The 26,793-nt window shown below is 72.5% G+C and carries 16 protein-coding genes and 1 pseudogene; 6 read left to right on the top strand and 11 right to left on the bottom strand.

The window, feature by feature from the left end; genetic code table 11:
* Window positions 1-273: 273 nt before the first annotated feature.
* The gene (locus ABT345_RS00715) at window positions 274-2,151 is read left to right on the top strand and encodes a CDP-glycerol glycerophosphotransferase family protein (protein WP_345082981.1); all 1,878 of its coding nucleotides are present in this window, start codon (window positions 274-276) and stop codon (window positions 2,149-2,151) included.
* A gap of 56 nt (window positions 2,152-2,207) precedes the next feature.
* Here the strand turns inward: ABT345_RS00715 and ABT345_RS00720 are convergent, their stop codons facing one another.
* The 4 genes from ABT345_RS00720 to ABT345_RS00735 form a co-directional block, all read right to left on the bottom strand.
* Window positions 2,208-4,340: an ATP-binding protein gene (locus tag ABT345_RS00720; RefSeq protein ID WP_345082984.1), complete on the bottom strand. Its 2,133-nt coding sequence runs from the start codon at window positions 4,338-4,340 to the stop codon at window positions 2,208-2,210.
* A gap of 90 nt (window positions 4,341-4,430) precedes the next feature.
* Window positions 4,431-6,335, bottom strand: a complete 1,905-nt coding sequence (locus ABT345_RS00725) for a helicase-associated domain-containing protein (RefSeq protein WP_345082987.1) — start codon at window positions 6,333-6,335, stop codon at window positions 4,431-4,433.
* A gap of 14 nt (window positions 6,336-6,349) precedes the next feature.
* Window positions 6,350-8,023: a hypothetical protein gene (locus ABT345_RS00730; protein ID WP_345082990.1), complete on the bottom strand. Its 1,674-nt coding sequence runs from the start codon at window positions 8,021-8,023 to the stop codon at window positions 6,350-6,352.
* Window positions 8,020-10,989: an SCO1167/SCO6262 family helicase gene (locus ABT345_RS00735; protein ID WP_345085025.1), complete on the bottom strand. Its 2,970-nt coding sequence runs from the start codon at window positions 10,987-10,989 to the stop codon at window positions 8,020-8,022. The genes ABT345_RS00730 and ABT345_RS00735 overlap by 4 nt, the downstream gene beginning before the upstream one ends.
* Before the next feature lie 402 nt (window positions 10,990-11,391).
* Here ABT345_RS00735 and ABT345_RS00740 point away from each other — a divergent pair.
* Together ABT345_RS00740 and ABT345_RS00745 are read left to right on the top strand one after the other, a co-directional pair.
* Window positions 11,392-12,898, top strand: a pseudogene (locus ABT345_RS00740) (UvrD-helicase domain-containing protein).
* Window positions 12,899-13,116: 218 nt separating this feature from the next.
* The gene (locus ABT345_RS00745) at window positions 13,117-13,431 is read left to right on the top strand and encodes a DUF6343 family protein (RefSeq protein WP_345082993.1); all 315 of its coding nucleotides are present in this window, start codon (window positions 13,117-13,119) and stop codon (window positions 13,429-13,431) included.
* Window positions 13,432-13,526: 95 nt separating this feature from the next.
* Here the strand turns inward: ABT345_RS00745 and ABT345_RS00750 are convergent, their stop codons facing one another.
* From ABT345_RS00750 to ABT345_RS00760, 3 genes are all read right to left on the bottom strand, one after another.
* The gene (locus tag ABT345_RS00750) at window positions 13,527-13,934 is read right to left on the bottom strand and encodes a tetratricopeptide repeat protein (RefSeq protein WP_345082996.1); all 408 of its coding nucleotides are present in this window, start codon (window positions 13,932-13,934) and stop codon (window positions 13,527-13,529) included.
* A gap of 277 nt (window positions 13,935-14,211) precedes the next feature.
* A complete protein-coding gene (gene coaE / locus ABT345_RS00755) occupies window positions 14,212-14,802 on the bottom strand; it encodes a dephospho-CoA kinase (protein ID WP_345082999.1) in 591 nt (196 codons plus the stop codon).
* Window positions 14,803-14,922: 120 nt separating this feature from the next.
* The gene (locus tag ABT345_RS00760; RefSeq protein ID WP_345083002.1) at window positions 14,923-15,870 is read right to left on the bottom strand and encodes a PAC2 family protein; all 948 of its coding nucleotides are present in this window, start codon (window positions 15,868-15,870) and stop codon (window positions 14,923-14,925) included.
* Window positions 15,871-16,312: 442 nt separating this feature from the next.
* Here ABT345_RS00760 and ABT345_RS00765 point away from each other — a divergent pair, with 442 nt between their 5' ends.
* On the top strand, window positions 16,313-17,302 hold the full coding sequence (locus ABT345_RS00765; protein WP_345083004.1) for a right-handed parallel beta-helix repeat-containing protein: 990 nt from the start codon (window positions 16,313-16,315) through the stop codon (window positions 17,300-17,302).
* Between the two features lie 164 nt (window positions 17,303-17,466).
* On the opposite strand, the gene rpsA is transcribed toward ABT345_RS00765, so the two are convergent.
* Window positions 17,467-18,981 carry a 30S ribosomal protein S1 gene (gene rpsA / locus ABT345_RS00770; protein ID WP_345083006.1) on the bottom strand — a complete coding sequence of 505 codons (1,515 nt, stop codon included), beginning with the start codon at window positions 18,979-18,981 and terminating at the stop codon, window positions 17,467-17,469.
* 371 nt (window positions 18,982-19,352) lie between these two features.
* On the opposite strand from rpsA, the gene ABT345_RS00775 reads away from it, so the two are divergent.
* Window positions 19,353-20,180: a class I SAM-dependent methyltransferase gene (locus tag ABT345_RS00775; RefSeq protein WP_345083008.1), complete on the top strand. Its 828-nt coding sequence runs from the start codon at window positions 19,353-19,355 to the stop codon at window positions 20,178-20,180.
* A gap of 57 nt (window positions 20,181-20,237) precedes the next feature.
* The gene (gene hrpB / locus ABT345_RS00780) at window positions 20,238-22,844 is read left to right on the top strand and encodes an ATP-dependent helicase HrpB (RefSeq protein ID WP_345083010.1); all 2,607 of its coding nucleotides are present in this window, start codon (window positions 20,238-20,240) and stop codon (window positions 22,842-22,844) included.
* A 147-nt stretch (window positions 22,845-22,991) separates the two neighbouring features.
* On the opposite strand, the gene pgfA is transcribed toward hrpB, so the two are convergent.
* The 3 genes from pgfA to ABT345_RS00795 all read right to left on the bottom strand — a co-directional run bounded on the left by pgfA (window position 22,992) and on the right by ABT345_RS00795 (window position 26,197).
* Window positions 22,992-23,987, bottom strand: a complete 996-nt coding sequence (gene pgfA, locus ABT345_RS00785) for a cell envelope lipid trafficking protein PgfA (RefSeq protein ID WP_345083013.1) — start codon at window positions 23,985-23,987, stop codon at window positions 22,992-22,994.
* A gap of 44 nt (window positions 23,988-24,031) precedes the next feature.
* Window positions 24,032-24,166 (bottom strand): SPW_0924 family protein, encoded by a 135-nt coding sequence (locus ABT345_RS00790; RefSeq protein WP_345083016.1) that lies wholly within the window; start codon window positions 24,164-24,166, stop codon window positions 24,032-24,034.
* Between the two features lie 129 nt (window positions 24,167-24,295).
* Entirely contained in the window at window positions 24,296-26,197 is a 1,902-nt protein-coding gene (locus ABT345_RS00795; RefSeq protein ID WP_345083019.1) for a lytic transglycosylase domain-containing protein, read from the bottom strand.
* Window positions 26,198-26,793: the final 596 nt, after the last annotated feature.

Consider the following 26,793-nt stretch of genomic DNA (forward strand, 5'->3'; position numbering starts at 1 on the left):
CCCCGGCCCCCGCCCGCGGTTCCGCCTGTCTTCCGGTCCGTTCCCGTTGGCGTGGCCCGGCACGGGAGGGGAACGGACCTGCCCCGACGATGCCTAAGCCACTGCCTTACGGTGGTGGATTCACGGAAGCGTCAAGGAACGGACAGGGGTTGCGGGGACCGGTGGAAGGCGCTAATGACAGGCTGGCCGCGAACCCGCGAACCCGCGAACCCGCGAACCCGCGAACCCGCGAACCCGCGAACCCGCGAGACGTGCGGCTGCCGGTGCGGAGACATGCTCGACACCAGTCATGGTCTGATACCTCCGCTGCGGGTGCCGGTCGGCGCGGATCCCGAGCGCTGGCGGACGCTCCCCACGGAGCGCACCGTCGTCGTCATCGCCCGGACCGTCACCTCCACCGTCCGGGTGCTCGACATCCTGGGGCCGGTCTTCCGTGACGAGTCCCGTGTCGATCTGGTCTTCGCCTTCGACCCCAGCTCCGCCTTCAACGACGGGGTCCACGACCTGATCCGGTCCGTGGGCGCCCGGGTGCTGCCCTGGCACCAGTACCGGTATCTCTCCCCCGATCTGGTCATCACGGCCACCGAGAACGCCGATCTCGCCGTCGGGGGCCACACCGCTCCCGTCCTCGTGCTGCCGCACGGCGTCGGATTCCACAAGGTCGTACCGGATTCCCGGAGTGACCAGGACCGTCTGGCCGGTGTCGTCCCTGACGCGTTGCTGCGCAGCGGCCGGGCCTGGCTCGCCGTTTCCCACCCCGACCAGGCCGAGCAGTTGGCCGCCGCTCACCCCTTGACCAAGGGCCGGACGCTGCTCATCGGCGATCCCTGCCACGACACACTGGTCAACGGCGTGGATCTGCGCGCCGCATACCGCGAGGCCCTCGGGATCACCGGAAACCGCCGCCTGATCGTGCTCAGCTCGACCTGGCGTGACCGGTCGCTTCTGGGGCAGAACCCTACGCTCCCCGCCCGGCTGCTCGCCGAGCTGCCGATGGACGATTACGCGGTGGCGCTGGTGACCCACCCCAACATCGTTTCCGCGCACGGCGTCTACCAGCTCCGCTCCCTGCTCGCCTCCCCTCTGGGCGCGGGCCTGTTGCGCATCCCGCCGACGGACGGCTGGCAGGCCACGCTGATCGCCGGCGACCTGCTGATCGGCGACCACGGTTCAGTGACGTTCTACGGCGCCGCGCTGGGCAAGCCGTTGCTGCTCGGCGCATTCAGCGAGGAAGAGGCGGTGCCCGGCACACCCATGGCGGAACTCGGCAGGCAGGTGCCACGCCTCGCCCCTGGTGCTCCGCTCCGTCCGCAGATCGAACGCGCCCTGGCCACCGGCAACGTCCCCGGACCGGCCGACAGCGACTCCCTCAGCCGGCTCGGGGCGAAGGCCCTCATCCGTCCGGGCCACGCGCTGCACCGACTGCGCACCGCGATCTACGGCCTCCTCCGCCTCGCCCTTCCCGAACGCCCCGCTCCCCTGCCGCGTGCCGCCCCCGCGGACCCGCGCCCGGCGGACCCGTTCCCGGACATCACCGCGGTGCACGTGACGACCGAGGTCCGTGACACTCCCGTCGGCCCGCGGGTCGCCATCAGCCGGACGCCCGCCGCGGTGGGTCACTTCGCGGACGTGGGAGACCCGGAGATCACGCCCGGGGCCGAAGACGGTTCTCCTTCCGCGGGACCGTCGTCCTCTGCCGACACGTACCGCCATCTGTCCTGCAGCGATCTGGAGCGGGACCGTGAGTTGACGGAGAACGCGTCCGTGCTGGTCCGGGATGCCACTGCCGGGTCCGTTGCCGTCGCCGACCGGTGGATCACGGACGTGTTCTCCCGCTACCCGGGCTGTCTGCTCGCCTCGGCAGCCGTCGCCGGTGCGGGTTGCCGGGTGGGGCTCCGCGACGGCCGGACCGTCGCGGTAGCGCTCTCGGACGACCGCCCCGGCGCGGAGATCGCGGCAGCGCTCGTCTACGCGTTGCTGCGCGCAGGGCGTCCCCCGGAAACCGTCGCCTTCACGATCGGCGATCTCGCCGGGGACGCCGAACTCCACGTCGTCCAGCGGGGCGGTGGTACGGCGGCCCCGGACTCCGCCGCGCTACTCGGTGCCCGCCAGGAGGCGCCGATCACCGGGGAGTTCGCAGACCGGCCCTGAGCACAACCGCGCCGTGCCGCCACGGCCTCGTGGCCGACGAGGCCGAAGAGGTGCTGTCAGCCCTGGGGCGGCTCCTCGGATTCCTCCTCGGTGTGGGCCAGGCGGCGGCGCAGTTCTTCCGCGCGGGGCCCGCCGCCCGCTTCATAGATGGCGAGTGCCGCGGTCAGGTGGCGTCGCCACAGCTCGCGGTCGCCCCGCTCCTCGGCTATCGCGGCCAGCATCTCGCGGGCCGGTGCCTCGTAGTGGAGGGCACCTCGCTCCCGCAGCATGCCGACCGCCTCCTCCAGCGCGGCAACGGCCTCATCGCTCCGGCCGAGGCGGTGTTGGGCGCTGCCGATGGCCGCCAGGGCACGGGCACCCATCCTGCGGTCGTCCAGCGTCATGAACCGGTCGTAGGCGTCCCGCAGTGTGCCGAGGGCCTGCTGTGTACGGCCGGCGGCATCTTCGGCGCACCCCATGAAGTAGCGGCCGATGGCGATACCCCGCGCGTCTCCCGCGGCGCGGTAGAACACCATCGCTTCCTCGTACGTCGCGATGGCCCGGGCGGGATCGCAGCGGTCCCAATACCGGCCGTAGAACTCCCGGACGGAGGCCCGGAGCAGGGTGTGGCCCGATGCGTCGGCCTTGGCGATGGCGGTCTCCAGCTCACCACGGGCGCGCTCCGGTTCGTCGCGGTCCATCAGCGGGCGGGACAGGAGGGCGCGCAGCCGGGCCTCGGCGGCCGGATTGCCGTCGGCGGCGGCGTGGGCGGCGCCCAGTTCTCCGGACCGGACCCAGTCGTGGAGGTAACGCCTGTTGAGGTAGAGCGCGGTGAGAGCCTCTGCGAGTTCCCAGACCGGCCGGTGCCAGCCGTGGTCCGCGGCGGTGCGCTGAGCGGCGAGAAGGTCGCTGCGCCAGGCATCCAGCCAGTCCAGGGCCTGCTGCCGGTCCTCGAAGGGCGGGGCGCCCTCGGTGCCGTCCAGCCGCTCGACGTACGTCCCGATGCGCATCCTCGTGGCCATCACGGAAAGGTCGGCCTGCGCGGCGCGGGCCAGGAGGTGGTCCACCACCCGCCGCACCGCCTCCGTGCGTTCGGCGCCGGGGTCGGTGTGGGTGGTCTGCTCGCGGGCGTGGAGGCGGACGAGGTCGTGGAAGGAGTAGCGGCCATCGGGCGCGACGGTGACCAGGCTCGCGTGCTCCAGGCTGTCGAGATGTTCCTGGGCCTCGGCGGGTGTCGTTCCGGTGAGTGCGGCGGCGGAGGTGGCGTCCCAGCTGCGGCCCGGGTGCAGGCCCAGGAGCCGGTAGAGCCGGGCTTCTTCCGTGGGAAGGCCGTCGTAGGCGATGGAGAAGACGGCGGAGACGGTGCGTTCCTTACCGATGCGCAGGGCCTGCAGGCGGCGGTGTTCGTCGGCGAGTTCGGTGGCGAGGGCCGTGGTGGTCAGCCGGGGGTGGGTCGCGAGCCGGGCGGCAGCGACGTGGAGGGCCACGGGGAGGCCGCCGCAGTACTCCACGATGCGCCGGGCGTCCTCGTCGTCCGGGGCGATGCGGGCCTCTCCGCACAGGCGTCGTAGCAGTTGGAGGCCGTGGTGCGGGGTCAGCGGTTCCAGGGGCATCAGCTGGGCTCCGTCCATCATCAGCTCGCCGAGCCGCCCTTGGCTCGTCGCGAGCACCACGCTGCCGGGGGCGCCCGGAATCAGGGCACGGACCTGGGCGGGCTCGGTCACGTCGTCGAGCACCAGCAGCACGCGTTCACCGGCGGTGCGGCTGCGGAACATGGCGGACAGCTCGCCCAGGGAGCGTGGCAGGTACTGGTCCTCCACGCCGAGGGCCCGCAGGCACTGGCTCACCCCCGCCGAGATGTCTCCTCCGGCTTCTCTTCGCAGCTCGGCGAAGTCGACGTAGAAGGCGCCGCCGGGGAAGCGGGTTTCGTCGCGGTGTGCCCATCGGCGTGCGGTGGTGCTCTTTCCGACTCCGGCCATACCGCTCAGGACGGCGACGCGTGGCGCCCCGTGGAGGTCACCGGTCCAGCTGTCGATGGCCTCCAGCACCGGCTCGCGGTCCACGAACTGGGCGAGCTCCGGTGGGACCTGGCGCGGGGTGGGGGCTCTCGGGGGTGGCGGGGCCTGCCAGATGCCCTCGATCACTCCGGCCTGGATCACCGTGCCCTGGACGTTGCCCGAGACGCCGTTCGACACGTTTCCGCCGCTCACGCCGTGTGTCCCCATTCCGGCCTCATCCTCCCCGTTGTGCCGTGCTCGACTCCGTACGGTGAAACGCTACTTGACGCAAGCAGCGGCTCGTCAGGGCTGTGGACAACCCTCGGTGGCGGGGTCGGGCGTCCCGAGAAGACGGCGGGCGAGGGCCAGCGTGGCGTCGGGGTTGCGGGCGGGGACGGGAGTGCGGGTGCGGTGGGTGGGGAGGCGCTCCACCTCGGTGACGCCGGTGTCGGATTCGAGGGCCGGGGCGTAACCGGCCGCGCGGAGGGCTTCGAGGGTGTCGGCGGGCGGGCGGCTGCTGACGAGCACGGTGGGGGCGATGGCGCGGAGCCCCAGGTGGTGCAGGGCGCGGTGGGCGGCGAGTTCGGCGATGAGGGTCTCGTCGTCGGAGCGGAGGCAGCAGGCCGCGGGGACCACCCGCATCCGGCCATGGGCGCGCGCGGTGTCCTCGATGAGGTAGGTGAGGGGTTGAGGAAGCCGGCTGTCGGCCGATGCCGCGGTGAGGGCGGCGATGAGGTCGGCGGGGCGGTGGCCGCCGTCGAGGGCGCGGCGTACGGATGCGGGGGTGAAGCGCCAGGTGACGGCGTGGCCCTCGGATTCACGGTCGGCGGTGGCGGCGAGCAGGTCGGTGAGGGTGGTGGTGGGGCGGCCAGGGACCACGGCGGTCAGGTCGGCCTGGAAGTGGGCGTGGTCGAGGGGGGCCGGCAGCAGGTCGTGGAGTGCCGCGTCGAGGTGCCGGGGGCCGGCGAGGAGGGCTTCGCCGAGCGGGGTGAGCGTGCCGTGGGCGACGAGCCCCAGGTAGGCGGCTTCGTGAAGGGTGTGGACGGCGCGGTCCTCGATCTGCGGCTGGGCGTCGAAGGCGAGGGGGCGGTGCCATCGGGCGGCGTCAAGGAGTTCCCGCAGCGGGGTGGTGTCGGCGTCCGTCTGCGAGGTGTCCGGCAGCGGTGGGAGGGGGGCTCCGCTGCCGAGCGGGACGGCGGCGAGCGCGGCCAGCAGCGCGTACCGGAGGGCGGGGGCGTGCCGGTCGTGGCCGCGGACCAGGGCGGTCGGGGTTTCGCCGTACGGGGTGTGGGTGGGGAGGCCCCACAGGGACGACCAGGCGGTGAGCAGCGGGGCGAGGCGCTCGCCGGGGGTGCGGGTGAGCCAGTCGTCGTAGGCGGCGGTGGGGAGGGCGGTGATACCGGAGGGGGTGCGGGTCAGGGCGATCAGGTCGGCGGCGAGGGCGAGGTCGAGGAGGAGACGGGTGTGTGCCTCGGTGGCTCCGGCGGTCTTGGCGAGGCGTTTGGTCTCGCGGACGGTCAGGCCGCCGGATTTACGGAGCGCGGCGGGTTGGGTGGCGAGCGCGGCAAGCAGCCGTTCGGCGGTGGTGGCGAGGGTGGCTGCCGCGGCGGCCGATTCGTCGCGGAGGGAGGTGGGGGTGAGGGGGCCGGTACCGGGGCGGGCGGGGTGCGGGGTGGGGCGGGGAGGCTCGGCGGTGAACGGTCCGAGGGGTGCGGCTGCCAGGAGTTGTGCGGTCCGGGGAGGGACGACGATGTGGCCGTCCTCGGTGCGGGCGGCGATTCCGTCGTCACAGAGGGAGCGCAGGGCGGCTTCGGCCGTGGCGCGGGCGGTGCCGGCGGTGGCTCCGAGTTCGGCGCAGGTGACGTCGGGCGGGACGGGTGCGCTGGCCAGCCGGGCGAAGGAGAGCCGGTGTGCCATGAGGGACTGGTAGTCGGCGCCTGATGACGGTGCGGCGGGGGCCGGGGCGTCCTGGCGGGCGCGGTCCTGGCTGATGCGGGCGGTGGCGGCGAGGACCTGGAGCTGTGGGTGGTCGAGGTGCAGTACCAGGAGGTGGAGGGTTTCGTACGACCACAGCGCGGTGGCGAGGTCCCGTAGCCCGGTGGCGGCGGGGCGCAGGGAGAGCGGGGCCGCGTGCCGGGTGAGGAGCGCGGCGAGCTGCTCGGGGGTGCGCTGGGCGAGAGAGCGGGTGAGTGCGTCGAGTCCTTCCACCGTATGGAGGTTAGTCATCGCGTGAGGAGGTTGCGGAGGGCGGTCAGAGGGTCGGGGTCGGCGGGGCCGGTGGGCCACCAGACCTCGGCTCCTGGGTCGGATTCGTAGGGGTACCAGCGGCCGTCGTGGCCGAAACGGAGCTGGTGGCGGCGGGCGGCGTCGGTGAGGCGGTTGTGTTCGGGGCGCAGCGGCGGGTGGCCGGCGGCGAGCAGGGCGCTGCGGGCACGGTCGAAGTCGCCGGCGGGTGGGTCCCAGGGTGCTTCGAGGAGGGCCAGCCCTTCGCGTCCTCCTTGGCGCCATGCGGCGACGGAGCGGGCGACGTCCTCGGTGCTGCGGCCGGTGGCAGCGGCGAGGTCGCGGAAGAGGGCGCGGGTGGCGGAGGTGAGCCCGGCGGTGGGGTGTGCGGTGGCCGCGAGGCGGAGGGCGTCCTGCCAGGGGGTGAGTGCGGCGGTTGGGTCGGACTCCGTACGGCGCCAGGCGGTGGGTTGCGCGAGGGCGGTCAGGCGGGCGTGGGCCCGGGCGGCGGTGTCGGTGGCGAGGAATTCGAGGGCGGCGGGGTCGAAGGGGAGGCCGGCGCCGTCGGGGAGCGCCGGGGCGGATCCCGGTGCGTCGGGGAGCGGCAAGGGTGGTGGGAGCGGTGGGCGAGGGCGGTCGGCGAGGGCCTCGCGGGCGAGCACCCCGCGCCGGCTGTGCGCGGATCGGGATGCGGGGTCCTGGTGGTGGCCGGAATGGAGCGCGTGAGCGGGTGAGGCCTCGGCCTCCGCTGTTGCCGGGACGGAGTTGTCCGGCGGCGTTCGGCGCGGGGCAGGCCGCGGCGTAGAGGTGGTGGGGTCGGCCGCGCCGGAGGTGCCGGGGCCGGTCGGGGACTGCGGTATCGGGCGGGAGCGGCGCGTGGGGTGAGGTTCAGCGGTTTCCCGGTGCGCATCGGCGCGGTGGGCCTCGTGGTTCTCGGGGGCCGGGTGGGTCTCGCGGACGGTGTGGACGGCGCTGCGGCGGGTGAGTTCGTCGAGGAGTTCGCGTTCGCCCCGGCCGCGCATGAGCAGGAGGACGAAGGGGTCCGCGTCCAGGAGGCGGGCCACATGGCAGCAGAGGGCGGCGGCGTGTTTGCAGGGGCGACCGTGGTCGGGGCAGGAGCAGCGGGGCGTGAGGTCTCCGGGCCCCGGCAGCAGCGGAACGGCGCCGTCCGCGAGGGTTTCGGGGAGCTTCTTGGCCAGGAGCGCGGCCAGTTGGTCCGGTTGGGCGGCGACGGTCTCCAGGAGCGTGTCCCACTCCTCGTCCGGGAGGGTGCGGAGGCGGATCTCGGCGCTGTAGGGGCGGGGTCGGCTGCCGCGGACGGTGGCGAGGATGCGCCCGGGGGTGATGTTGACGGTGTCGACGTGGCCGTCGCGGGCATAGGTGCGGCCGCGGGCCAGCCGCGCGGGGTCCAGGGCGGTGGTTTCGAGGGCGTCGAGCCAGGCGCGGCCCCACCAGGTGGTGGCGAAGGTCTCGCCCGTGGTGTGCGGTGGCAGCGGCGGGAAGGTGCGGGAGCGGTCGGCGCGGGTGAGGCGGTCCGCGGCTGCTCTGCGCCCGGCGTCGGCGTGCCGGCCGCGGAACGGCGCGATACCCGGGGCTCCCTGCCGGCCCGGCGGGCGACGGCGGGGACCTGCGGCGAACGGGTCGGGGTATCCGGAGGCGGGGCGGGGGCTCATGCGGGCCTCCGGAGCGAGACGAGGTCGGCGAGGTCGGCGTCGGACAGTTCGGTGAGTGCGGTCTCCCCGGTGGAGAGCACCGAGTCGGCGAGGGCTCTCTTGGCGGTGAGGAGGTCCGCGATGTTGTCCTCGACGGTGCCCTCGGTGATGAGGCGGTGCACCTGGACCGGCTGGGTCTGGCCGATGCGGTAGGCGCGGTCGGTGGCCTGCTCCTCGACCGCCGGGTTCCACCAGCGGTCGTAGTGGATCACATGACCGGCTCGGGTGAGGTTGAGCCCGGTGCCCGCGGCCTTGAGGGAGAGCAGGAAGACCGGGACGTCGCCGGACTGGAAGCGGTCGACCATCTCCTGGCGCCGGGCGACGGGGGTGCCTCCGTGCAGCAGTTGGTTCGGGATGCCCCGGGTACGGAGGTGGTGTTCGAGCAGCCGGGCCATCTCGACGTACTGCGTGAAGATGAGGGTGGCGCCGCCCTCGGCGAGGATGGTGGCGAGCAGTTCGTCGAGGAGTTCGAGCTTGCCGGAGCGGGCGACGAGCCCCGGTGCGGCCTCCTTGAGGTACTGGGCGGGGTGGTTGCAGATCTGCTTGAGGGCGGTGAGCAGCTTCATGATCAGGCCGCGGCGGGCGATGCCCTCTGCGCCCTCGATGGCGGCGAGGGTTTCCCGGACGACCGCCCGGTAGAGGGCGGCCTGTTCGCGGCCGAGCGCCACCGGGTGGTCCGTCTCGGTCTTGGGCGGGAGTTCCGGGGCGATGCCGGGGTCGGATTTTCTGCGGCGCAGGATGAACGGCCGCACCATCCGTGCGAGGCGCTCCGCTGCCCCGGGGACTTCGCCGCCCTCGACGTCTCTGGCGTGCAGGGCGCGGAACGTCTTCAGGGGGCCGAGGAGTCCGGGGGTGGTCCAGTCGAGGAGGGCCCAGAGTTCGGAGAGGTTGTTCTCGACGGGGGTGCCGGTGAGGGCGATGCGGGCGGGTGCCTTGATGCCGCGCAGCGCTCTGGCCGTGCCGGAACCGGGGTTCTTGACGTGCTGGGCCTCGTCGGCGACGACCCAGGCCCAGGGGTGGTCGGCCAGTTGGGTGGCGCTGCTCCGCATCGTCCCGTAGGTGGTGAGGACGAATCCGCTGTCCGCCCCGTCGAGGCTGCGGCCCGCTCCGTGGAAGCGGCGTACGGGGGTGCCGGGGGCGAAGCGTTCGATCTCGCGTTGCCAGTTGCCCAGGAGGGAGGCGGGGCAGACGACGAGCACCGGGTCGGTGGGGCGCCGGTGGAGGTGGAGGGCGATGACGGTGACGGTCTTCCCCAGGCCCATGTCGTCGGCGAGGCAGCCGCCGAGGCCGAGGGAGGCCATGGTGTCGAGCCAGGTCATGCCGCGGAGCTGGTAGTCGCGGAGGGTGGCGCGGAGTGCGGGTGGCTGCGGCAGGTGGCGGGTGGGGTCGGTGAGGCGGTCGCGCAGTGCGGCGAGCGCCCCCAGGGGGACGACCTCCACCTCTTCGCCGTCGATGTTTGTGGTGCCGTTGAGGGTGGCGGCGAGGGCGTCGGCCGGCTTCAGAAGGCCGAGCTCCCGCTTGCGGGCCTTACGGACGAGGGCGGGGTCGACCAGGACCCATCGGTCGCGCAGTCTGACCATGGGGCGGTGGGCCTCGGCGAGTTCGTCCATCTCCGCCTCGCTGAGCGGCGCCCCGTCCATGGCCAGCTGCCAGCGGAATTGCAGGAGTTGGTCGGTGTCGAAGAAGCCGAATCCGTCGGCGGCGGTGCCGGGGGCGGGGCGCAGGACGGCGGTGGCGGTGAGACCGCGGGCCAGCTCCCTGGGCCAGTGGACGGCCACTCCGGCGGCTTTCAACCGAGGTGCCACCGCGCCGAGCAGGTCGGTGAGTTCATCTTCGTCCAGCGGCAGGACGTCGGGGACCGGCCGGTCGAGGAGCCGGCCGAGCGGATCCCAGACCCGTGCGGCCCGGCGGAGCGCGAGGAGAGCGTCGACGCGGGCGCGGGGGCCGAAGCGGTCGGCGCCCGTGCCGTCCCACAGGTCTGCCGCGTCGGCCACCAGGGTGGGGTCGGTGAGGCTGTGGACCTGGAGGATGGCCGCACCGGCGTTCCGCTCGGGCGCCGAGCCCGCTGTGTCGTGTCCATCTGCGGACGGCGGTGTGTCCGGGCTGTCGAAGAGCCGGTGGGGGGCGAGGTCCAGCCGGAGGGAGAGACGTACTCCGGCGTCCGCGCCGGCCGCGGTTTCGGCCGCCCATTCCCGCGCGCCGGGGATCGCCTGCGGCTTCTGGGCCGTGTAGGCGGGCCCGGCGAGGAGCGCGGCGCCCGGTGTGCGGGGCAGTGTGTCGGCGACGGCGTCGGCGAAGAGCCGGACCAGCGTGACCGGATCGGGCAGCTGCAGAGGGCGGGTGCCTGGCAGGGGCGTCGCGTATGCCTCGCCGGGCATGGCGGCGGCGATGGCGGCGAGGTGAGCGGCGTCGTCCGGATCGAGCGGCCCCGCGCGCCAGGCATCGACGTCGTGTTCGGTGAGGCCGGGCAGCAGCCGTCCGCGCGCCACGAGGTGCAGCGCATGGCGGGCGGCCGCGCCCCAACAGGCGGCCGCCGGATGCGCCCCGGGATCGTCCCGGGCATCGAGCAGCAGGGGAAGCGCGTCAGCGATCGGCAGGAGTACGGCGGGCACCGTGCGGCTCCGTGCGCCGTTGCCGTGGCGTCGGGCGACGGTCAGCTCTCCGGTGCCGTCGGACGGATCGTCGCCGGGCGCCGCCCCGGCCCGTCGTTCTCCGCCGCCGCGCCCGTCGGCCTCCCGGCGTGGCAACGCGCCTCCGTCCGGCCGCCAGAACGCGACGGTTCCGGCCCGCGGTGGCGAGCCGGGCAGGAAGATCGCAGCGCACGTCGCCAGCTCTCTGCGCTTCGCTACCCCGGCAGCAGAAGGCGCACTCGGCGAGGCACCGACGGCCGAACCGGCACGCCCTGCCCGCTCACCGCCCGCCGCCATGCCCACCTCTCCCCACTGATCACTCACTGTCACATGCTTCGCCGGTGCGGCGGCTCCCCTCCGCCGCACGGCCCCAGCCTGCGAGTCTACGGTCGTCCGCACTGCCCCTCCTCCCTCGCTCCGTTTCCGCTCCCCGCCCCTCCGACGCGAGCGCTCTCCCTCCGCGGATCGATGCGATCGATCCACCGCCGATGAAACCAGACACCACTGACAATCACGCCTGAGCTGCAGCTTCTCCAATCCGCTTCCACGCGGCGTCCCCGCGCGCGCCCACCTCGCCACCTCGTCTCTCGCGAGGGTTTTCCACAGCCCGCGAAAGGTCTCGCACATCGACAGCGAAGGGATTACAGTGAGTCACGAAATCACTTTCCGTGACCAACTCGTCTCGTTGAGGAGAGGCTCATGCGCGCCCACGGCACCACCACTCACCCCACTCCCACCGCCGAACAGCTCGCGGCGGCGAAGGCATTCCGGACCGGCTCACACCTCGTCGTCCAGGCCGGTGCCGGCACGGGAAAGACCACGACCCTCGCCATGCTGGCGCATGAGGCGCGCGCCCAAGGCCGCCGCGGCCGCTACCTCGCCTTCAACAGATCCATCGCCAAGGACGCCGCCCACCACTTCCCCGCAGAGACCACCTGCACCACCGCGCACGCCCTCGCCTACGCCGAAGTCGGCAGAAAATACCGGGCCCGTATGGACGCCCCCCGACGCTCGGGATGGCGGACCGGCGCAGCTCTCGGCATCGATACGGAGATGTCCTTACGACTCGGCCCCCGCAAGATCACCAACCGGGCCCTGTCCTGCACAGCCCTGCGAACCGTCAACCGCTTCTGCCAGTCCGCGGACCCCGATCTCGCGCACCATCATGTTCCGCCGTTGCGCGGAGCCGAGGCCGAGCCGCTGCACAGCCGACTCGCCGATGCCGTTCTCCCCTACGCACGCAAGGCATGGGCCGATCTGCAGAACCCGGACCGGGGTGCGGTGCGGTTCCTCCACGATCACTACCTCAAGATGTGGGCACTGCAGGATCCCGTCATCTCGACCGACTACCTCCTCCTGGACGAAGCCCAGGACACCAACCCGGTCGTGGAACACCTCCTCGATGCACAGCGGGACCACGCCCAGGTGGTGCTGGTCGGCGACTCCGCACAGGCCGTCTACGGCTGGCGCGGGGCCCGCGACATCATGACCGGATCCCCCGGCCAGCATCTCCGCCTCTCCCACTCGTTCCGGTTCGGCCCGGCACTCGCTCATGAGGCGAACCGCTGGCTGACCCTGGCGAACGCGCCCCTACGCCTCACCGGAGCGCCGTGGCGCACCACAGAACTCGCGGCGGTCCATGCGCCTCGGGCGATCCTTTGCCGGTCCAACGCGGGTGCGATGAGGGAGGTGAACGGCAGCTGGCGACGGGCCGCACGGTGGCGCTCGCCGGCGGCAGCGGGCCGCTGCGTTCCTTGGCCCAGGCCGCGCACGATCTGGGATCGGGCCGGTCCACCGCACACCCGGAGCTGATGCTCTTCGCCTCGTGGGGCGAGCTGCGCGAGTACGCCGAGTACGACCCGGCGGGCCGGGATCTGCTGCCACTGGTGGAGCTCGTCGACACCCACGGAAGCGGGGCGGTCCTGGCCACCTTGGACCAACTCTCACCCGAGGAGCACGCCGAGGTCACCGTCTCCACGGCCCATCGCGCCAAGGGACGTGAATGGGACAGCGTACGAATCGGCGACGATTCACGGAGCCCGATGATCTGGACGAGCACGACGACCGCGGGATACCGCTCCCCGGCCCCGTCGATCCCGACGAGGCCCGCCTCGCCTACGTAGCGGTGACCCGAGCGCGCTCCCGGCTCGATATCGGCGGACTGTCCTGGATCAACAGACACCCGGCAGGCGATCCCCGCCCCTGACCACATCCGCGCCCGACCAGGACACGAAGCGCGGACCGATGGGCACAGCCAGAACGGACGGAAGGAGACCGAATCGCTGACGGAGGCGCCTCGGCTCGCATCTCGCCAGCCGCCCCCGCACGGGCTCGCCCTTTCTACGCAGGGTGATGCGGAGCTACGCACCGGTGAGTGACGGCCCCACGATTCAGGAGGACCATGGAGGCAGGAGATGGATGGCCATGCGCACGGGAAATGAGCCCCTTCACGCTCGCAGTCCGCTGAAAATACGCTTCGGACTGATCGTCTGGGGGCTGGTCTGGACCGTCGCCGGAACCGTGGCTTTCGTCATGGCCGGCAGGCCCGGCTGGGCAGCCGCCTGCGCCGCTCTGGCCGTGGTGACCCTGATGGACCTGGCCATGGTCATCCGGCACATCCATCAGGGCCCGCACTACCAACCGGGCAAAGACATACCGCCCTACGAGCCTGACCACGGCCGGAACAAGGCCCTCGCCCGGCCCCGCCCCTCGGGGCCGCAGGGCCGACCACATCCATAGCCTCACCGGACTCGTGATCCCGTCCACGTCGTCATCCCATGGAGAGGAGGCAGACCCGAGGCCGGGCCCGCCTCCGGTCTCCTGGATCACCGGGATCAGGCAGCGGGCGCAGGCGGCAGATCAGGGCCGACGTCGTCGGCACCGGTCCCGAAGCGCGCCGCTTCGAGGAAGTCGGGCCTCGGTTCGAGGGCCGCGGCGAGACGGAAGTGGCGCTGCGCCTCTTCCGGGCGGCCGGCCCGCTCGAAGGTCCGTCCCAGAGCGAAGTGCGCGAACGCGTTGTCCGGTTCACGCTCCAGCACGACCTGGAACTCCAACTCGGCCGGACGGAGTTGAGCCGCGAGGAAGTAGGAGCGAGCACGCAGCAGCCGCGCCGCGGTGTTCTCCGGGTGCACCGCAATGATCGAATCGAGCAGCCGGATCGCACCACGGGGGTCACGGATGTCGAGCAACTGCTCCGCGGTGCGGTAATCGATGACAAAGGTCGCGGGGCTGCGCTGCTGCACGGCTGCCTCCTTCCGGCGGGTACCGGGTGGTCGCCTGGTCGGGGCCACCCGGTCGGATACTCACCGCACAACGACAACGCCTGCCGCTGCATTCCCGACGGGATGTAGGCGGGCGAGGTGACGGCGCCGTCGCCTCAGCTCGCGACCTGCGCGAGGCCAGGACAACCGAAACGGATGCGACACGGAGAGCGGAAAGAGCTGAGGGGCGGGGCGGGGTGGGGCGGGGGGGGAGGGGAGGGGGGAGGGGGAGCCCCCGCCCCGAAGAGCCCCCCCGTCCTCACCCCTCCCCCAACCTCTCCCACACCTCACGCACCTGCCGCTCCAGATCATCCAGCGGCCCGTCGTTGTCGATGACGACATCGGCGACGGCGAGGCGTTGTTCGCGAGTGGCCTGGGCCGCCATCCTGGCCTTCGCCTCGTCCTCGGACATGCCCCGCAGGCGTACCAGCCGGTCCAACTGGGTTTCGGGGGTCGCGTCGACGACGACGACCAGGTCGTAGAGGGGTGCCAGGCCGTTCTCGGTGAGCAGCGGTACGTCGTGGACGACGACGGCGTCGGGCCCGGCTGCGGCTTCCAGTTCGGCCGAGCGGGCTCCGACGAGGGGGTGAACGATGGCGTTGAGGGCTTGCAGTTTGGCGGGGTCGGAGAAGACGATGCCGCCGAGCTTGGGGCGGTCGAGGCTCCCGTCCTCCGCGAGTACGCCGTCGCCGAACTCCGCCACGATCGCCGCCAGTCCGGGGGTTCCGGGGGCGACGACGTCGCGTGCGATTTTGTCGGCGTCCACGATCACCGCGCCGTAGGAGGCCAGCAGTCGCGAGACTTCGCTTTTGCCGGCGCCGATTCCGCCTGTCAGTCCGACCTTCACCATGAGCCCACGCTATACGCCGGCCTCGCCGACCCGCTCAGGGGCCGCCCGGATCCGAGGCCCGCAGGGGCTGGACCGGGACTCGCGGCGCGCCCCGAACCTCGGCCCCGTACGCACCCGGTGTCAGGCGGTTCCGCCGTCCGCCTCGCGTTCCGCCAGGAAGCGTTCGAGTTCGTTGCCGATCTCCTCGGCGGAGGGCAGGTCGACCGCTTCCGCCACGAGGTTGCCGCGGGTTTCGGCGCCCGCCACCGCGTCGTATTGGTGTTCCAACCCACTGACCAGGGCGACCAGTTCCTCATCGCCTTCGGAGATCTGCCGCTCGATCTCTTCCTGGGTGCGGAGCGCCTCGGTCCGCAGGGAGTGTGCGGCGCCGGGCAGAACCAGGCCGGTGGCGGCGGTCACGGCTTCCAGCGCGGTGAGCGCGGCGTCCGGGTAGGGCGACCGGGCGATGTAGTGCGGTACGTGCGCGGCCACGCCGAGCACATCGTGTCCCGCTTCGGCGAGCCGGAACTCGATCAGGGATTCGGCGCTGCCGGGGACCTTTGCCTCCTCGAAGACGTCGGCGTGGCCGGGCATGAGGTCGGTGCGGTTGCCGTGCGGGGTGATGCCGACGGGGCGGGTGTGCGGGACGCCCATCGGGATGCCGTGGAAGTTGACGGAGAGTCGTACGCCGAGGTGTTCCACCATCTGCCGGACGGCGGCGGCGAACCGCTCCCATTCGACATCGGGTTCGGGCCCGGACAGCAGCAGGAAGGGCGCGCCGGTGGTGTCCTCGACGAGCCGCAGCTCGATGCGGGGCGTTTCGTAGTCCGTCCAGCGGTGGCGGTCGAAGGTCAGCAGGGGGCGGCGGGCGCGGTAGTCGATGAGCCGGTCGTGGTCGAAGCGGGCGACGACGCGGTGCGGGAGGTCGTCCAGCAGTCGCTCGACGATCTGGTCGCCGGTCTCACCTGCATCGATGTAGCCGTCGAAGTGGTACAGCAGCACCAGTCCGGCGGTGTCCTCGGCGGTGATGGCTTCCACCTCGGCGAGCCCGCTCGGCTCCCATTCGTACAACCCCTGGGGATCCAACACAGTGTCCGCTCCTTCGTGTGTCCGTCCGGGACAACATCCGGCCGGGATGCCACATTCCCGGTTGCGACCGCGGGCCCGACAGCATCCGGCCAGGATTTCCCCACCGGCGTGCCCTGGCGGGACCGTCCTTCCGAACCGTCGGGCCGCAGCACTCCGGCGTCCGGGTGTCCGGGGCCCCGGCCAGGGAAGCTACACGGTCGGCGGGGTCCTGGGCGGCCCTGAGTCTCCCATCCTTCCGGGGCCCGGCGTACCTGCGTCACCATGAGGCGCACCACGAGACCGCGTGTGCACCCGCACATCACCTTGCGTTCACTCTTATGAACCGCGTCTTCGTTCATGCCCATGCAGCACCCTTGACGCTCGAACTGCCGCGCCCCTAGCTTCTCGACCACCCTCGCGATTCACATTTCCGCCCCACGTTCATATACGGAAAGGCAGATGAATGCGCACCGGACCCCTTCTCGCCGCCTCGGCCGCTTTGGCACTGGCCGCCGGCGCGGCCCTGACCGGCACGGCGGGCGCCTCCCCCACGGCATCGCCCACCGCCTCCGCCACCCGCACGATCGAGGTCTCGAACGCATCGCAGCTCAAGTCCGCCCTGGCGGAAGCGAAGCCCGGCGACACGATCCAACTCGCCGACGGTACGTACAAAGGCAACTTCAAGACGTCGGCTGCGGGCAGTTCCGGATCACGGATCACGCTCACCGGATCATCCAAGGCGATCCTCACCGCCGGTGGCGGCTATGGGCTGCATCTGAACGGCGCCTCGTACTGGACGATCAAGGGCATCACCGTCACCGGCGGGCAGAAGGGCATCATGATGGACGGCGCGAACGGCGTCGTGATCGACTCGGTGACCGTGCACGACCTGGACATGGAGGGCGTCCACTTCCGTAAGTCCAGCAAGGACGGGGTCATCAAGAACTCGACGATCCGCGACACCGGCAAGGGCGGCAGCGGAATGGGCGAGGGCGTGTACGTCGGCAGCGCGGGCGGCACGGACGATCACAGTGATCACGTGCAGATCCTCGGCAACACCATCGGTCCGGGCGTCGGCGGCGAGAACGTCGATGTGAAGGAAGGGACGACGGGGACGAAGATCGTCGGCAACACCTTCGACGGCAGCGGACTGACCGGCGCGAACTTCGACGACTCCTGGGTCGACGTGAAGGGCAACGACGTCCTGGTCGAGAAGAACACCGGCCGCCACACCAGTAACAACGGATACGAGACGCACTCCCAGGAGTCCGGCTGGGGATGCGGCACGGTCTTCAAGGGCAACAAGTCCGACCTGAGCGGTGCCTCCGGAGAGGGCCGCTACGGCTTCAACATCACGAACTACGACGCGAAGAAGTGCCCGGTGACGATCGCGGGCGACAACACCGTGACCGGCGGACGCGGCGTCGCCAATCCTGGCATTCCGGTGGGCTGACCTGCGGAAACCGCACACTCGCGGTGAGACCGGACCGCGGCCGCGACGGACCCGTCGTGCGCGAAGCCCCGGACATCCGTCACCGGCCGGTCGCGGGAACGACGAAGGCCCGCCCCAAGAGGGGCGGGCCTTCGCCTATCGGCTAGTGCCTAGCGGGGAGCTTTTCAGCTCTGGCCGCCGGCCAGCTTCTCGCGGAGCGCGGCCAGGGCCTCGTCCGACGCCAGGGCGCCGGAGTTGTCCGCCGACTCCGAGGAGTACGAGCCGCCGCCGGCGTTGCCGCCACCGGCGTTGCCGCCACCGGCCACCGGCGCCGCAGCGCCCTCGGCCGCAGCCTGCTCGTCGGCCTCGCGGGACTTGACGACCTGCGCCTGGTGCTGCTCGAAGCGCTGCTGGGCCTCGGCGTACTGGTTCTCCCAGGCCTCGCGCTGGGCCTCGTAGCCCTCCAGCCAGTCGTTGGTCTCGGGGTCGAAGCCCTCGGGGTAGATGTAGTTGCCCTGGTCGTCGTAGGACGCGGCCATGCCGTACAGGGTCGGGTCGAACTCGACCGCCATCGGGTCGGCGCCGAAGGACTCGTTGGCCTGCTTCAGCGACAGCGAGATCCGGCGACGCTCCAGGTCGATGTCGATGACCTTGACGAAGATCTCGTCGTTGACCTGGACGACCTGCTCCGGGATCTCCACGTGGCGCTCGGCCAGCTCGGAGATGTGGACCAGGCCCTCGATGCCCTCGTCGACGCGGACGAACGCACCGAACGGAACGAGCTTGGTGACCTTACCCGGGACGACCTGACCGATCTGGTGGGTCCGGGCGAACTGCTGCCACGGGTCTTCCTGGGTCGCCTTGAGCGACAGGGAGACGCGCTCGCGGTCCATGTCGACGTCGAGGACCTCGACCGTGACCTCCTGGCCGACCTCGACGACCTCGGAGGGGTGGTCGATGTGCTTCCAGGACAGCTCGGAGACGTGGACGAGACCGTCGACGCCGCCCAGGTCCACGAAGGCACCGAAGTTGACGATGGAGGAGACGACGCCGGAGCGCACCTGACCCTTCTGGAGGGTGGTGAGGAAGGTCTGGCGGACCTCGCTCTGGGTCTGCTCCAGCCAGGCACGGCGGGACAGGACCACGTTGTTGCGGTTCTTGTCCAGCTCGATGATCTTGGCCTCGAGCTCCTTGCCCACATAGGGCTGGAGGTCGCGGACGCGACGCATCTCGACCAGGGAGGCCGGGAGGAAGCCACGGAGGCCGATGTCGAGGATGAGACCACCCTTGACGACCTCGATGACGGTACCGGTGACGATCCCGTCCTCTTCCTTGATCTTCTCGATCGTGCCCCAGGCACGCTCGTACTGAGCGCGCTTCTTGGACAGGATGAGGCGGCCTTCCTTGTCCTCCTTCTGGAGAACCAGGGCCTCGATCTCGTCGCCGACGGCGACGACCTCGTTGGGGTCGACGTCGTGCTTGATCGACAGCTCGCGGCTGGGGATCACGCCTTCGGTCTTGTAACCGATGTCGAGCAGGACCTCGTCCCGGTCGACCTTCACGATGACGCCGTCGACGATGTCGCCGTCGTTGAAGTACTTGATCGTCTCGTCGATCGCGGCGAGGAAGGCTTCCTCGTTACCGATGTCGTTGACCGCAACCTGCGGGGTGGTGGCGGTGGTCTCGGTGCTGCTCGTCATGTGGGAAAGGGCTCCGGTACGGACATTGAAGTCGTAGGTACTGCTACGCCGAGAGCCGTTATCGCTTCTGCACAAGCCGGACAGCGTCAGAGGCATTTCCCCGGAAGCCCCGCACAGACCGGAGCCAACCGAAACGCCTCGAAAACCGAGGGGACATACATACAGATGCGAGCGCGACCTGCTCCGTCTGAGGCGCACAAGCCCGCAGCGCAACTTGTAGCATACGGGGGCAGCCGGGCAGGGTCAATGCGCGAAGCCGCACACCCAGGGCAGAACGCCCGATTACCGGCACGCGTGATGTTCCGCGGGGCCCAGAGGACCCCGCCGTCCCTACTGCTGCAAGCTCAGCGAAGACTACGACGACGGGCGCGATGAACCAAGAGTACGAGCCGGAGGCGACCCGACGTCATGCCTCCGCAACCGAAAGCAGCCAGGCCAGCCGCGGCTGGTGGGACCGGAACGCCGACGAGTACCAGAGCGAGCACGGCGCGTTCCTCGGGGACGACCGGTTCGTCTGGGGACCGGAGGGGCTGGACGAGGAGCAGGCCGGGCTGCTCGGTCCGGCCGCGGGGCTGAAGGGCCTGCGGATCCTGGAGATCGGTGCGGGCGCGGCGCAGTGCGCGCGCTGGCTGGCGGCGCAGGGTGCGCACCCCGTGGCCCTGGATCTCTCGCACCGGCAGTTGCAGCACGCACTGCGGATCGGGGACGCGGCGGACGGTGCGGGCGCGGGCCGTGTGGAGCTGGTGGAGGCGGACGCGGGGACGCTGCCGTTCCGGGACGGCGCGTTCGACATGGCGTGCTCCGCTTATGGCGCGATTCCGTTCGTCGCCGATCCGGTGCGGGTGTTGCGCGAGGTGCGGCGGGTGCTGCGGCCGGGCGGGCGGTTCGTGTTCTCGGTGACGCATCCGATCCGTTGGGCGTTCCCGGACGAGCCGGGGCCCGAGGGGCTGTCGGTGGCGGCGTCGTACTTCGACCGGACCCCGTACGTGGAGCAGGACGAGAACGGGCGCGCGGTCTACGTAGAGCATCACCGGACGGTGGGTGACCGGGTGCGCGACGTGGTGGCGGCCGGGTTCCGGCTGGTGGATCTGGTGGAGCCGGAGTGGCCGGACGAGAACACGCAGGAGTGGGGCGGCTGGTCGCCGTTGCGCGGGTATCTGATCCCGGGGACGGCGATCTTCGTGTGCGTGGCGGAGTGAGTCGGCGGCGCTGACGGGGGCGGGCCCGTCCGGGTGGCGGGGCGGCAGACTGGGCGGGTGATCCGCGATGACGTACTGAGTCTGCTGCCCGCCCGTTCCGCGCTGCCCGCGCTGCGTGAGGCCCTGGAGGGGCCGGGGAGCGCGGTGCTGTGTGCGCCGCCCGGTACGGGCAAGACGACGCTGGTGCCGCTGGAGCTGGCGGGGCTCGTGGGGCGCGGCCCGGGGCGGCGGGTGCTGGTGGCGGAGCCGCGGCGGATCGCGGCGCGGGCGGCGGCGCGGCGGATGGCGTGGCTGCTGGGGGAACGCGTCGGTGAGCGGGTGGGGTTCACGGTGCGCGGGGAGCGGCGGGTGGGGCCGCGTACGGCCGTGGAGGTGGTGACGACCGGGGTGCTGCTGCAGCGGTTGCAGCGGGATCCGGAGCTGGCCGGCGTCGATGTGGTGATGCTCGACGAGTGCCATGAGCGGCATCTGGACGCGGACACGGCGGCGGCGTTCCTGCTGGACGTGCGGGCGGCGCTGCGGCCGGAGCTGCGGCTGGTGGCGGCGTCGGCGACGACGGACGCGGCGGGGTGGGCGGCGCTGCTGGGCGGTTCGCAGGGGCCGGCTCCGGTGGTGACGGCGGAGGGCACCTCCCACGAGGTGGAGGTCGTGTGGGCGCCGCCGGAGCGTCCGGTGCGGCCGGCGCACGGCATGCGGGTGGATCCGGCGCTGCTGGCGCATGTGGCGGGGGTGGTGCGGCGGGCGCTGCGGGAGCGGTCGGGCGATGTGCTGTGTTTTCTGCCGGGCGCCGGGGAGATCGGGCGGGTGGCGGGGCTGCTGGCCGGGGTGGACGCGGAGGTGCTGCAGGTTCACGGGCGGGCCCCGGCGGAGGTGCAGGACGCGGTGCTGGCCGGTGGGGACGGGGTGCGCCGGGTGGTGCTGGCGACGGCGGTCGCGGAGTCCAGTCTGACGGTTCCGGGGGTCCGGGTGGTGGTGGACTGCGGGCTGGCGCGGGTGCCGCGGACGGATCATGCGCGGGGCCTCGGGGCGCTGGCGACAGTGCGGGCATCGCGGGCGGCGGCCCGGCAGCGGGCCGGGCGGGCCGGGCGCCAGGCGCCGGGTGCGGTGTATCGCTGCTGGTCGGAGGGGGAGGACGGGCGGTTGCCGCGGTTCCCCGACCCGGAGATCAAGGTGGCGGAGCTGTCGGCGTTCGCGTTGCAGGTGGCGTGCTGGGGTGATCCGTCGGCGGCGGGGCTGGCGCTGCTGGATCCGCCGCCCGCGGGGGCGATGGCGGCGGCGCGGGAGGTGCTGGGTGCGGTCGGCGCGGTGGATGCGGACGGCCGGGTGACGGAACGGGGGCGGCGGTTGGCGCGGCTGGGGGTGGCGCCGCGGCTGGCGCGGGCGTTGCTGGACGGCGCGCGGGAGGTGGGGGTGCGGCGGGCGGCCGAGGTGGTGGCGTTGCTGAGCGAGGAGCCGCCGCGGTCGTACGGGGACGATCTGGCGGCCGCGTGGCGGCAGGCGCGGCGGGGCGGCGATGCGTATGCGGGGCGGTGGCGGCAGGAGGCCCGTCGGCTGGCATCGGCGGTGACGGGGCTCGGGCCGGAGGGCGCCGGCGACGTGGCGGCCGAGGCGGGGTCCGGGGCCGCGGGTGGGCGCTCCGGTGGTGCGGGGTCGGGTGCCGGTGGTGTCGGGGACGACGATGCGGTGGCCGGGCTGGTGGCGGCGTTGGCGTTCCCGGAGCGGGTGGCGCGGGCGCGGGGCGCGGGCAGTTTTCTGATGGCGTCCGGGACGCGGGCGGAGACCGGCGAGGCGGGTTCGCGGTTGCGGGAGGCGCGGTGGCTGGCGGTCGCGGTGGCGGACCGTCCGGTGGCGGCGGCATCCGCGCGGGTGCGGCTGGCGGCGGTGATCGACGAGGCGACGGCGGTTGCGGCGGCGGGCGCGCTGTCCTCCCGGGGCGAGGAGGTCCGGTGGGCGGACGGCGATGTCGTGGCGCGGGAGGTGACGCGGCTGGGGGCGATCGAGCTGGTGGCGCGGCCGCTCACGGCGCCGGACGCGGGGGCGGTGCGCGAGGCGGTGGCGGAGGGGCTGCGGCGGGAGGGCGTCGGGCTGTTGCGCTGGTCGGCGGGGGCGGTGGCGCTGCGGCAGCGGATGGCCTTTCTGCACGGGGAGTTGGGTGAGCCGTGGCCGGAGGTGTCGGATGCGGCGCTGCTGGAGCGGGCCGGGGAGTGGCTGGGGGTGGAGCTGGACCGGGCGCGGCGGCGGGCGGATCTGGAGCGGATCGATGCCGGGGCGGCGCTGGGGCGGCTGTTGCCGTGGGCATCCGGTGCCGCGGTGCGCTTCGAGGAGCTGGCGCCGGAGCGTATCGAGGTGCCGAGCGGTTCGCGGGTGCGGGTCGACTACGGCGGTGCGCAGCCGGTGCTGGCGGTGAAGTTGCAGGAGATGTTCGGGCAGCAGGAATCGCCGCGGGTGGCGGACGGGCGGGTGCCGGTCCTCGTCCATCTGCTCTCCCCCGCCGGGCGCCCGGCGGCGGTGACGGCGGATCTGGCCTCCTTCTGGCGGGATGGTTACCGGTCCGTGCGGGCGGAGCTGCGGGGCCGTTATCCGAAGCATCCGTGGCCCGAGGATCCGTCGGCGGCCGAGCCGACGCGGTACACGACGGCGCGGATGAAGCGGGAGCGGGGCTGAGGGGACGGGTGGGTTGTCGGGGCGGGGCGGAGGCGTGCGGTGGGTGGGTGAAGGGCCGGCGCCGGCGGTGGGGCACGGGGTGGCGCGGGCCGTCGTGGCCGGGGTCAATTCGTAGGCGCTGTCGGCTCGTTCAGTCCTGGTGTCACCTTACGGTCCGCCACTGACAACGGGCCGTGCGGCGGGTGCGGCCGTGGTCGGGCGGGGGCGGCGGGCGCGGGCCTCCAGGGTGAGGCCGAGGGTGAGGAGGGCGGCGCCGAGGGCGAGGAAGCCCCAGGGAAGATAGCTGGTGAGGAGCAGGACCAGGGTGCGCTGGGAGGAGACGAGGGCGACGACGGCGTCGACGTAGTCGGGGCGCATCTTGACGTGTCCGGCGAAGGCGGTGACCTTGCCGCCGCCGGGGAGGAGGTCGCCGCCGCGCAGCTCCTCCTTGTGGATCTCCTCGCCGTTGACGGGGGCGCCGGTGACGGGGTCGACCCAGAACATGCGCTTGGTGGTGTACCAGCGGGTGGTGCCCATCTTGCGGACGGAGTCCGCGGTGATGCCCTTGACCGGCAGTTTCTTGGGCAGCGGGACCTTGGTCCAGGGGATGGTCTGCTCGAAGTAGTAGACCTCCAGGCCGTGGAAGGTGCGGGTGCCCTTGTAGTGGATGGGGGCGGAGGCGCGGGTCTGCGGGTCGTAGTAGGAGTAGTCGCGCTTCTCGACGAGGAACGGCCATTTGTACTCGATGCCGTCGCGGCGCACGGGGTCGCCGTCGACGCTTTCGCCGGTGGCGTGGACCGGTTCCTGGCTGTGGGCGTCGAAGACGTAGCGCTCGGGGATCTGGGAGACCATCTTGCCGTCGGGCCCGGCGACGTAGGTGAGCGCGTCCCAGACGACGACGTCGCGGTCGGCGCTCCGCTCGATGCGGTCGGCGGCGGCGACGTTGCCCTTGAGGGTCTGGACGACGGTGAGCCGGGGGACCTTCTTGGCCTTCATGGTTCCGTAGTCGACGAGGGTGGCGGGCTCGGCGACGAGGACGGTGTCCTGGTACTGGCTGGGCGGGACCTTCGCGAGGCGCGGGAAGGCGTACCAGCGCAGCAGCGGGGAGAGCGCGGTGCAGAAGACCGCGACGGCGAGGAGTATCAGGCTGGCTTTGCGGCGCATGGCGGTGCGTCCCTTCCCTTGCGGGGTGTGCGGCGTGCCTGCCGTCAGGGGTGTGCGGGGACGGTGGTCCGCAGCGGCTTGGGGGAGGTGGTGCCGTCGGGGGCGCCGATCGCCGTGATGGTGAGGACGAGGAGGAGCGCGGCGGCGAGGCCGGCGGCGGCTGCGGTGAAGGCGCGCATGGGCGGCTCCCGGAGAGCTGATGCTGCGTCAGGGAGGGGGCACCGTAGCAACGGGCGGCCGAGATGAGAACACGTGGCACCGCCGCCCTGCCCGGGGCGGGCGGGGCGGCGGTGGCGGTGCGGTGCCGGTCAGGCGGTGGGCGCGGTGACCTTCAGTTCGAGGGTGAGGGCGGCGCCGTCGGCGGTGGTGAGGCGGAGGCGGTAGGTGCCGGGGCGGTCGGCGTCGGTGAAGATCTCCGGGAGTTTCAGCAGGCCGTGGGCGTCGGTGGTGAGGTCGGTGAGGGTGCGCTGCGGGGTGTCGGTGGCCGCGCCGGTGGCCCGGGGGTCGGTGAAGGACGGTCCGGCGGTGTTCGGGATCGGGTGGTCGGGGTCGCCGGTGACCATGGTGGCGGTGACCGGGACGCCCGCGGCGGCCTCGCCCCGGAAGGCGGCCTTGATCTCGATGCGGTCGGCGGCGTAGCTGTCGCCCGCGGTCACGGTCAGTTCCTCGTCCGAGGTGCGGGTGAGGGTGTCGGCCTTGGGGGCGGGCGGCGCCTCGACGGTGGCGGTGAAGTCGACGGGCGGGACGGTGCGGCCGACGGCGGTGGCGCGGACGGTGAAGGTGCCGGTGGTCTTGCCCGCGCGCAGCGCCGGGGCGGTGGCCAGGCCATCCTTGGCGGTGGTGACGGTGACGGTGGTGGCGCCGTCCGGGAAGCGTGTGTCGGTGGTGCCGGTGATGGTGAAGCGTACGGGGGCGTCGGCGACGGGCTTGCCCGCGCTGTCCTTGGCGCGCACCTGGGGCGGGGTGGTGAAGGTGTTGCCCGCGGTGGCGGTGAGGTCCTTGTCACCGGTGCGTTCGAGGGCGGTGAGGGGTGCGGGGGTGGTGGGTTCGGTGGGGTTGGTCGGGTCCGTGGGGGGCGGGTTGCCGCCGGTGCCGGTGTCGCCCGTGCCGCCGTTGCCTCCGCCGGTTCCGCCGGTTCCGCCGTTGTCTCCGGTGCCGCCGCCCGGTGTGCCGCCCGTGCCGCCTGAACTTCCGCCCGAGGACGGGCCGTCGGCGTCCTTGCCGGTGTCCGGTCGGCTTCCCCCGTGGTCCTTACCAGTGTCCTTGCCGGGGCTCTTCCCGGTGTCCTTCGCGGGGCCGTCGGCCGGGCTGCCGGGCTTCGCGGGTGTGCTGCCGCGGTGGGTGACGGTGCCGCCGGAGGTGCCGCCACGCCGGTGGACGGGCAGGACGCCGGTGCCGTCCGGAACCTCGTGGGTGCCCTTGCGGTAGAAGGCGTACCAGGACAGGACGGTGCGCAGATAGTCCTCGGAGTGGTTGTAGGCGAGGACGGCGCGGTCCAGGTCGCGGGCGAGGGAGAGGTCGCGGTCGGCGCCGCAGAGGTAGTGGCCGGCGGCGAGCGCCGCGTCGAAGATGTTGTTGGGGTCCTTCTTGCCGTCGCCGTTGCCGTCGGCGCCCCATCCCGTGCCGTCCGGTCCGCCCTGGGACCAGGTCGACGGGATGAACTGCATCGGGCCCACGGCGCGGTCGTGGGTGCGGTCGCCGTCGTATCGCCCCTGGTCGGTGTCGGTGATACGGGCGAAGCCCCGGCCGTTGAGCTGGGGGCCGAGGATGGGGCGCAAGGTGGTGCCCTCGGCGTCGACGGCGCCGCCGCGTGCCTGGCCGGATTCCACCTTGCCGATCGCGGCGAGCAGTTGCCACGGCAGCCGGCACCCGGGGTCACTGGCGGCGACGCTCGCCTCCGCCTTCCGGTACGCGGCGAGCACGGTGGCGGGGATGCCGGCCTCGGCGGGCCCGATGACGACCGGAGCGCCGGGCTTCTTCCGCGAACCGTCGGGCGGCACCGGGCTGTTGAGGGGCGGCAGGTCCGTGTAATAGGGCGAGTCGCCGTCGACGGTGGCGTCGGCGGGCGGTTGGGGGGTGCGGTCCGGGGCCGCCTGCGCGCGGTCGATGGCGCCCGGCGCCTGAGAGGCCGTCAGTGCGGCCACCACCAGGGCCGCGACAGCGGCCGACCCGGCCCCTCGGCGGAGCCGTCGCCCGAACGTGGCTGCCATGCGTGCCTCCTCCTCCGCGGTGAACGGCCGCGCCGGAGCCGCCGTTGCGTGCTCCGTTGCGCGCCGACGCACGCGACACTACGACACCTGGGGACGCACATCTACCGCCATCATCGGCCGAGATGGTGAACGGTATCGGTCAGGAAAGGGCACTTATCGTTCACTCTTGGGCATGAGGCGGATGGTCCCGCCGAGGCCGGAGGGGACGGGTGACGACGCCCGGCCCGCTCCCCGGGCCGGGCCACTCCCCCACCCGGGCCGGACCCGCCCACGCTCCGCGGTCACGGAATTCACGTCTGCCGCGCCGCATCCGCCGTCCCGCCGGTCCGGGAGGAGATTCTCCGTCGCACTGCGAGCGGACGGTCACATACCCGCTGGACCGTCACCGTCCACGGAGCGGGAAAAGTTGGTCCCCGATCAGCTCATCATGGCACTGGTATCGGGGAGGAATGCTTGCTGTCGTGGATCATTCGCTCGTGGATGGGCTGCTGGTATCCCTCGTTTTTGAGCGCGAAATCACCATCGCGAACACGGCATACGTCGGCGCGTCGGCGACCATCTCGGCAAGCAAGCCCGAGGCAGAGGCGCCGGGAGTG

The organism is Streptomyces sp. NPDC000404, assembly GCF_040300365.1.
In the GTDB taxonomy this organism is placed as follows: domain Bacteria; phylum Actinomycetota; class Actinomycetes; order Streptomycetales; family Streptomycetaceae; genus Streptomyces; species Streptomyces ramulosus.

Coding starts and splice junctions, on each gene's coding strand:
- rpsA (WP_345083006.1), bottom strand. CDS start 18,981: ATGACGAGCAGCACCGAGACCACCGCCACCACCCCGCAGGTTGCGGTC.
- ABT345_RS00790 (WP_345083016.1), bottom strand. CDS start 24,166: ATGCGCGCCTTCACCGCAGCCGCCGCCGGCCTCGCCGCCGCGCTCCTC.
- ABT345_RS00735 (WP_345085025.1), bottom strand. CDS start 10,989: ATGGCGGCGGGCGGTGAGCGGGCAGGGCGTGCCGGTTCGGCCGTCGGT.
- ABT345_RS00775 (WP_345083008.1), top strand. CDS start 19,353: ATGAACCAAGAGTACGAGCCGGAGGCGACCCGACGTCATGCCTCCGCA.
- ABT345_RS00795 (WP_345083019.1), bottom strand. CDS start 26,197: ATGGCAGCCACGTTCGGGCGACGGCTCCGCCGAGGGGCCGGGTCGGCC.
- ABT345_RS00765 (WP_345083004.1), top strand. CDS start 16,313: ATGCGCACCGGACCCCTTCTCGCCGCCTCGGCCGCTTTGGCACTGGCC.
- ABT345_RS00745 (WP_345082993.1), top strand. CDS start 13,117: ATGCGCACGGGAAATGAGCCCCTTCACGCTCGCAGTCCGCTGAAAATA.
- ABT345_RS00715 (WP_345082981.1), top strand. CDS start 274: ATGCTCGACACCAGTCATGGTCTGATACCTCCGCTGCGGGTGCCGGTC.
- ABT345_RS00730 (WP_345082990.1), bottom strand. CDS start 8,023: ATGAGCCCCCGCCCCGCCTCCGGATACCCCGACCCGTTCGCCGCAGGT.
- pgfA (WP_345083013.1), bottom strand. CDS start 23,987: ATGCGCCGCAAAGCCAGCCTGATACTCCTCGCCGTCGCGGTCTTCTGC.
- coaE (WP_345082999.1), bottom strand. CDS start 14,802: ATGGTGAAGGTCGGACTGACAGGCGGAATCGGCGCCGGCAAAAGCGAA.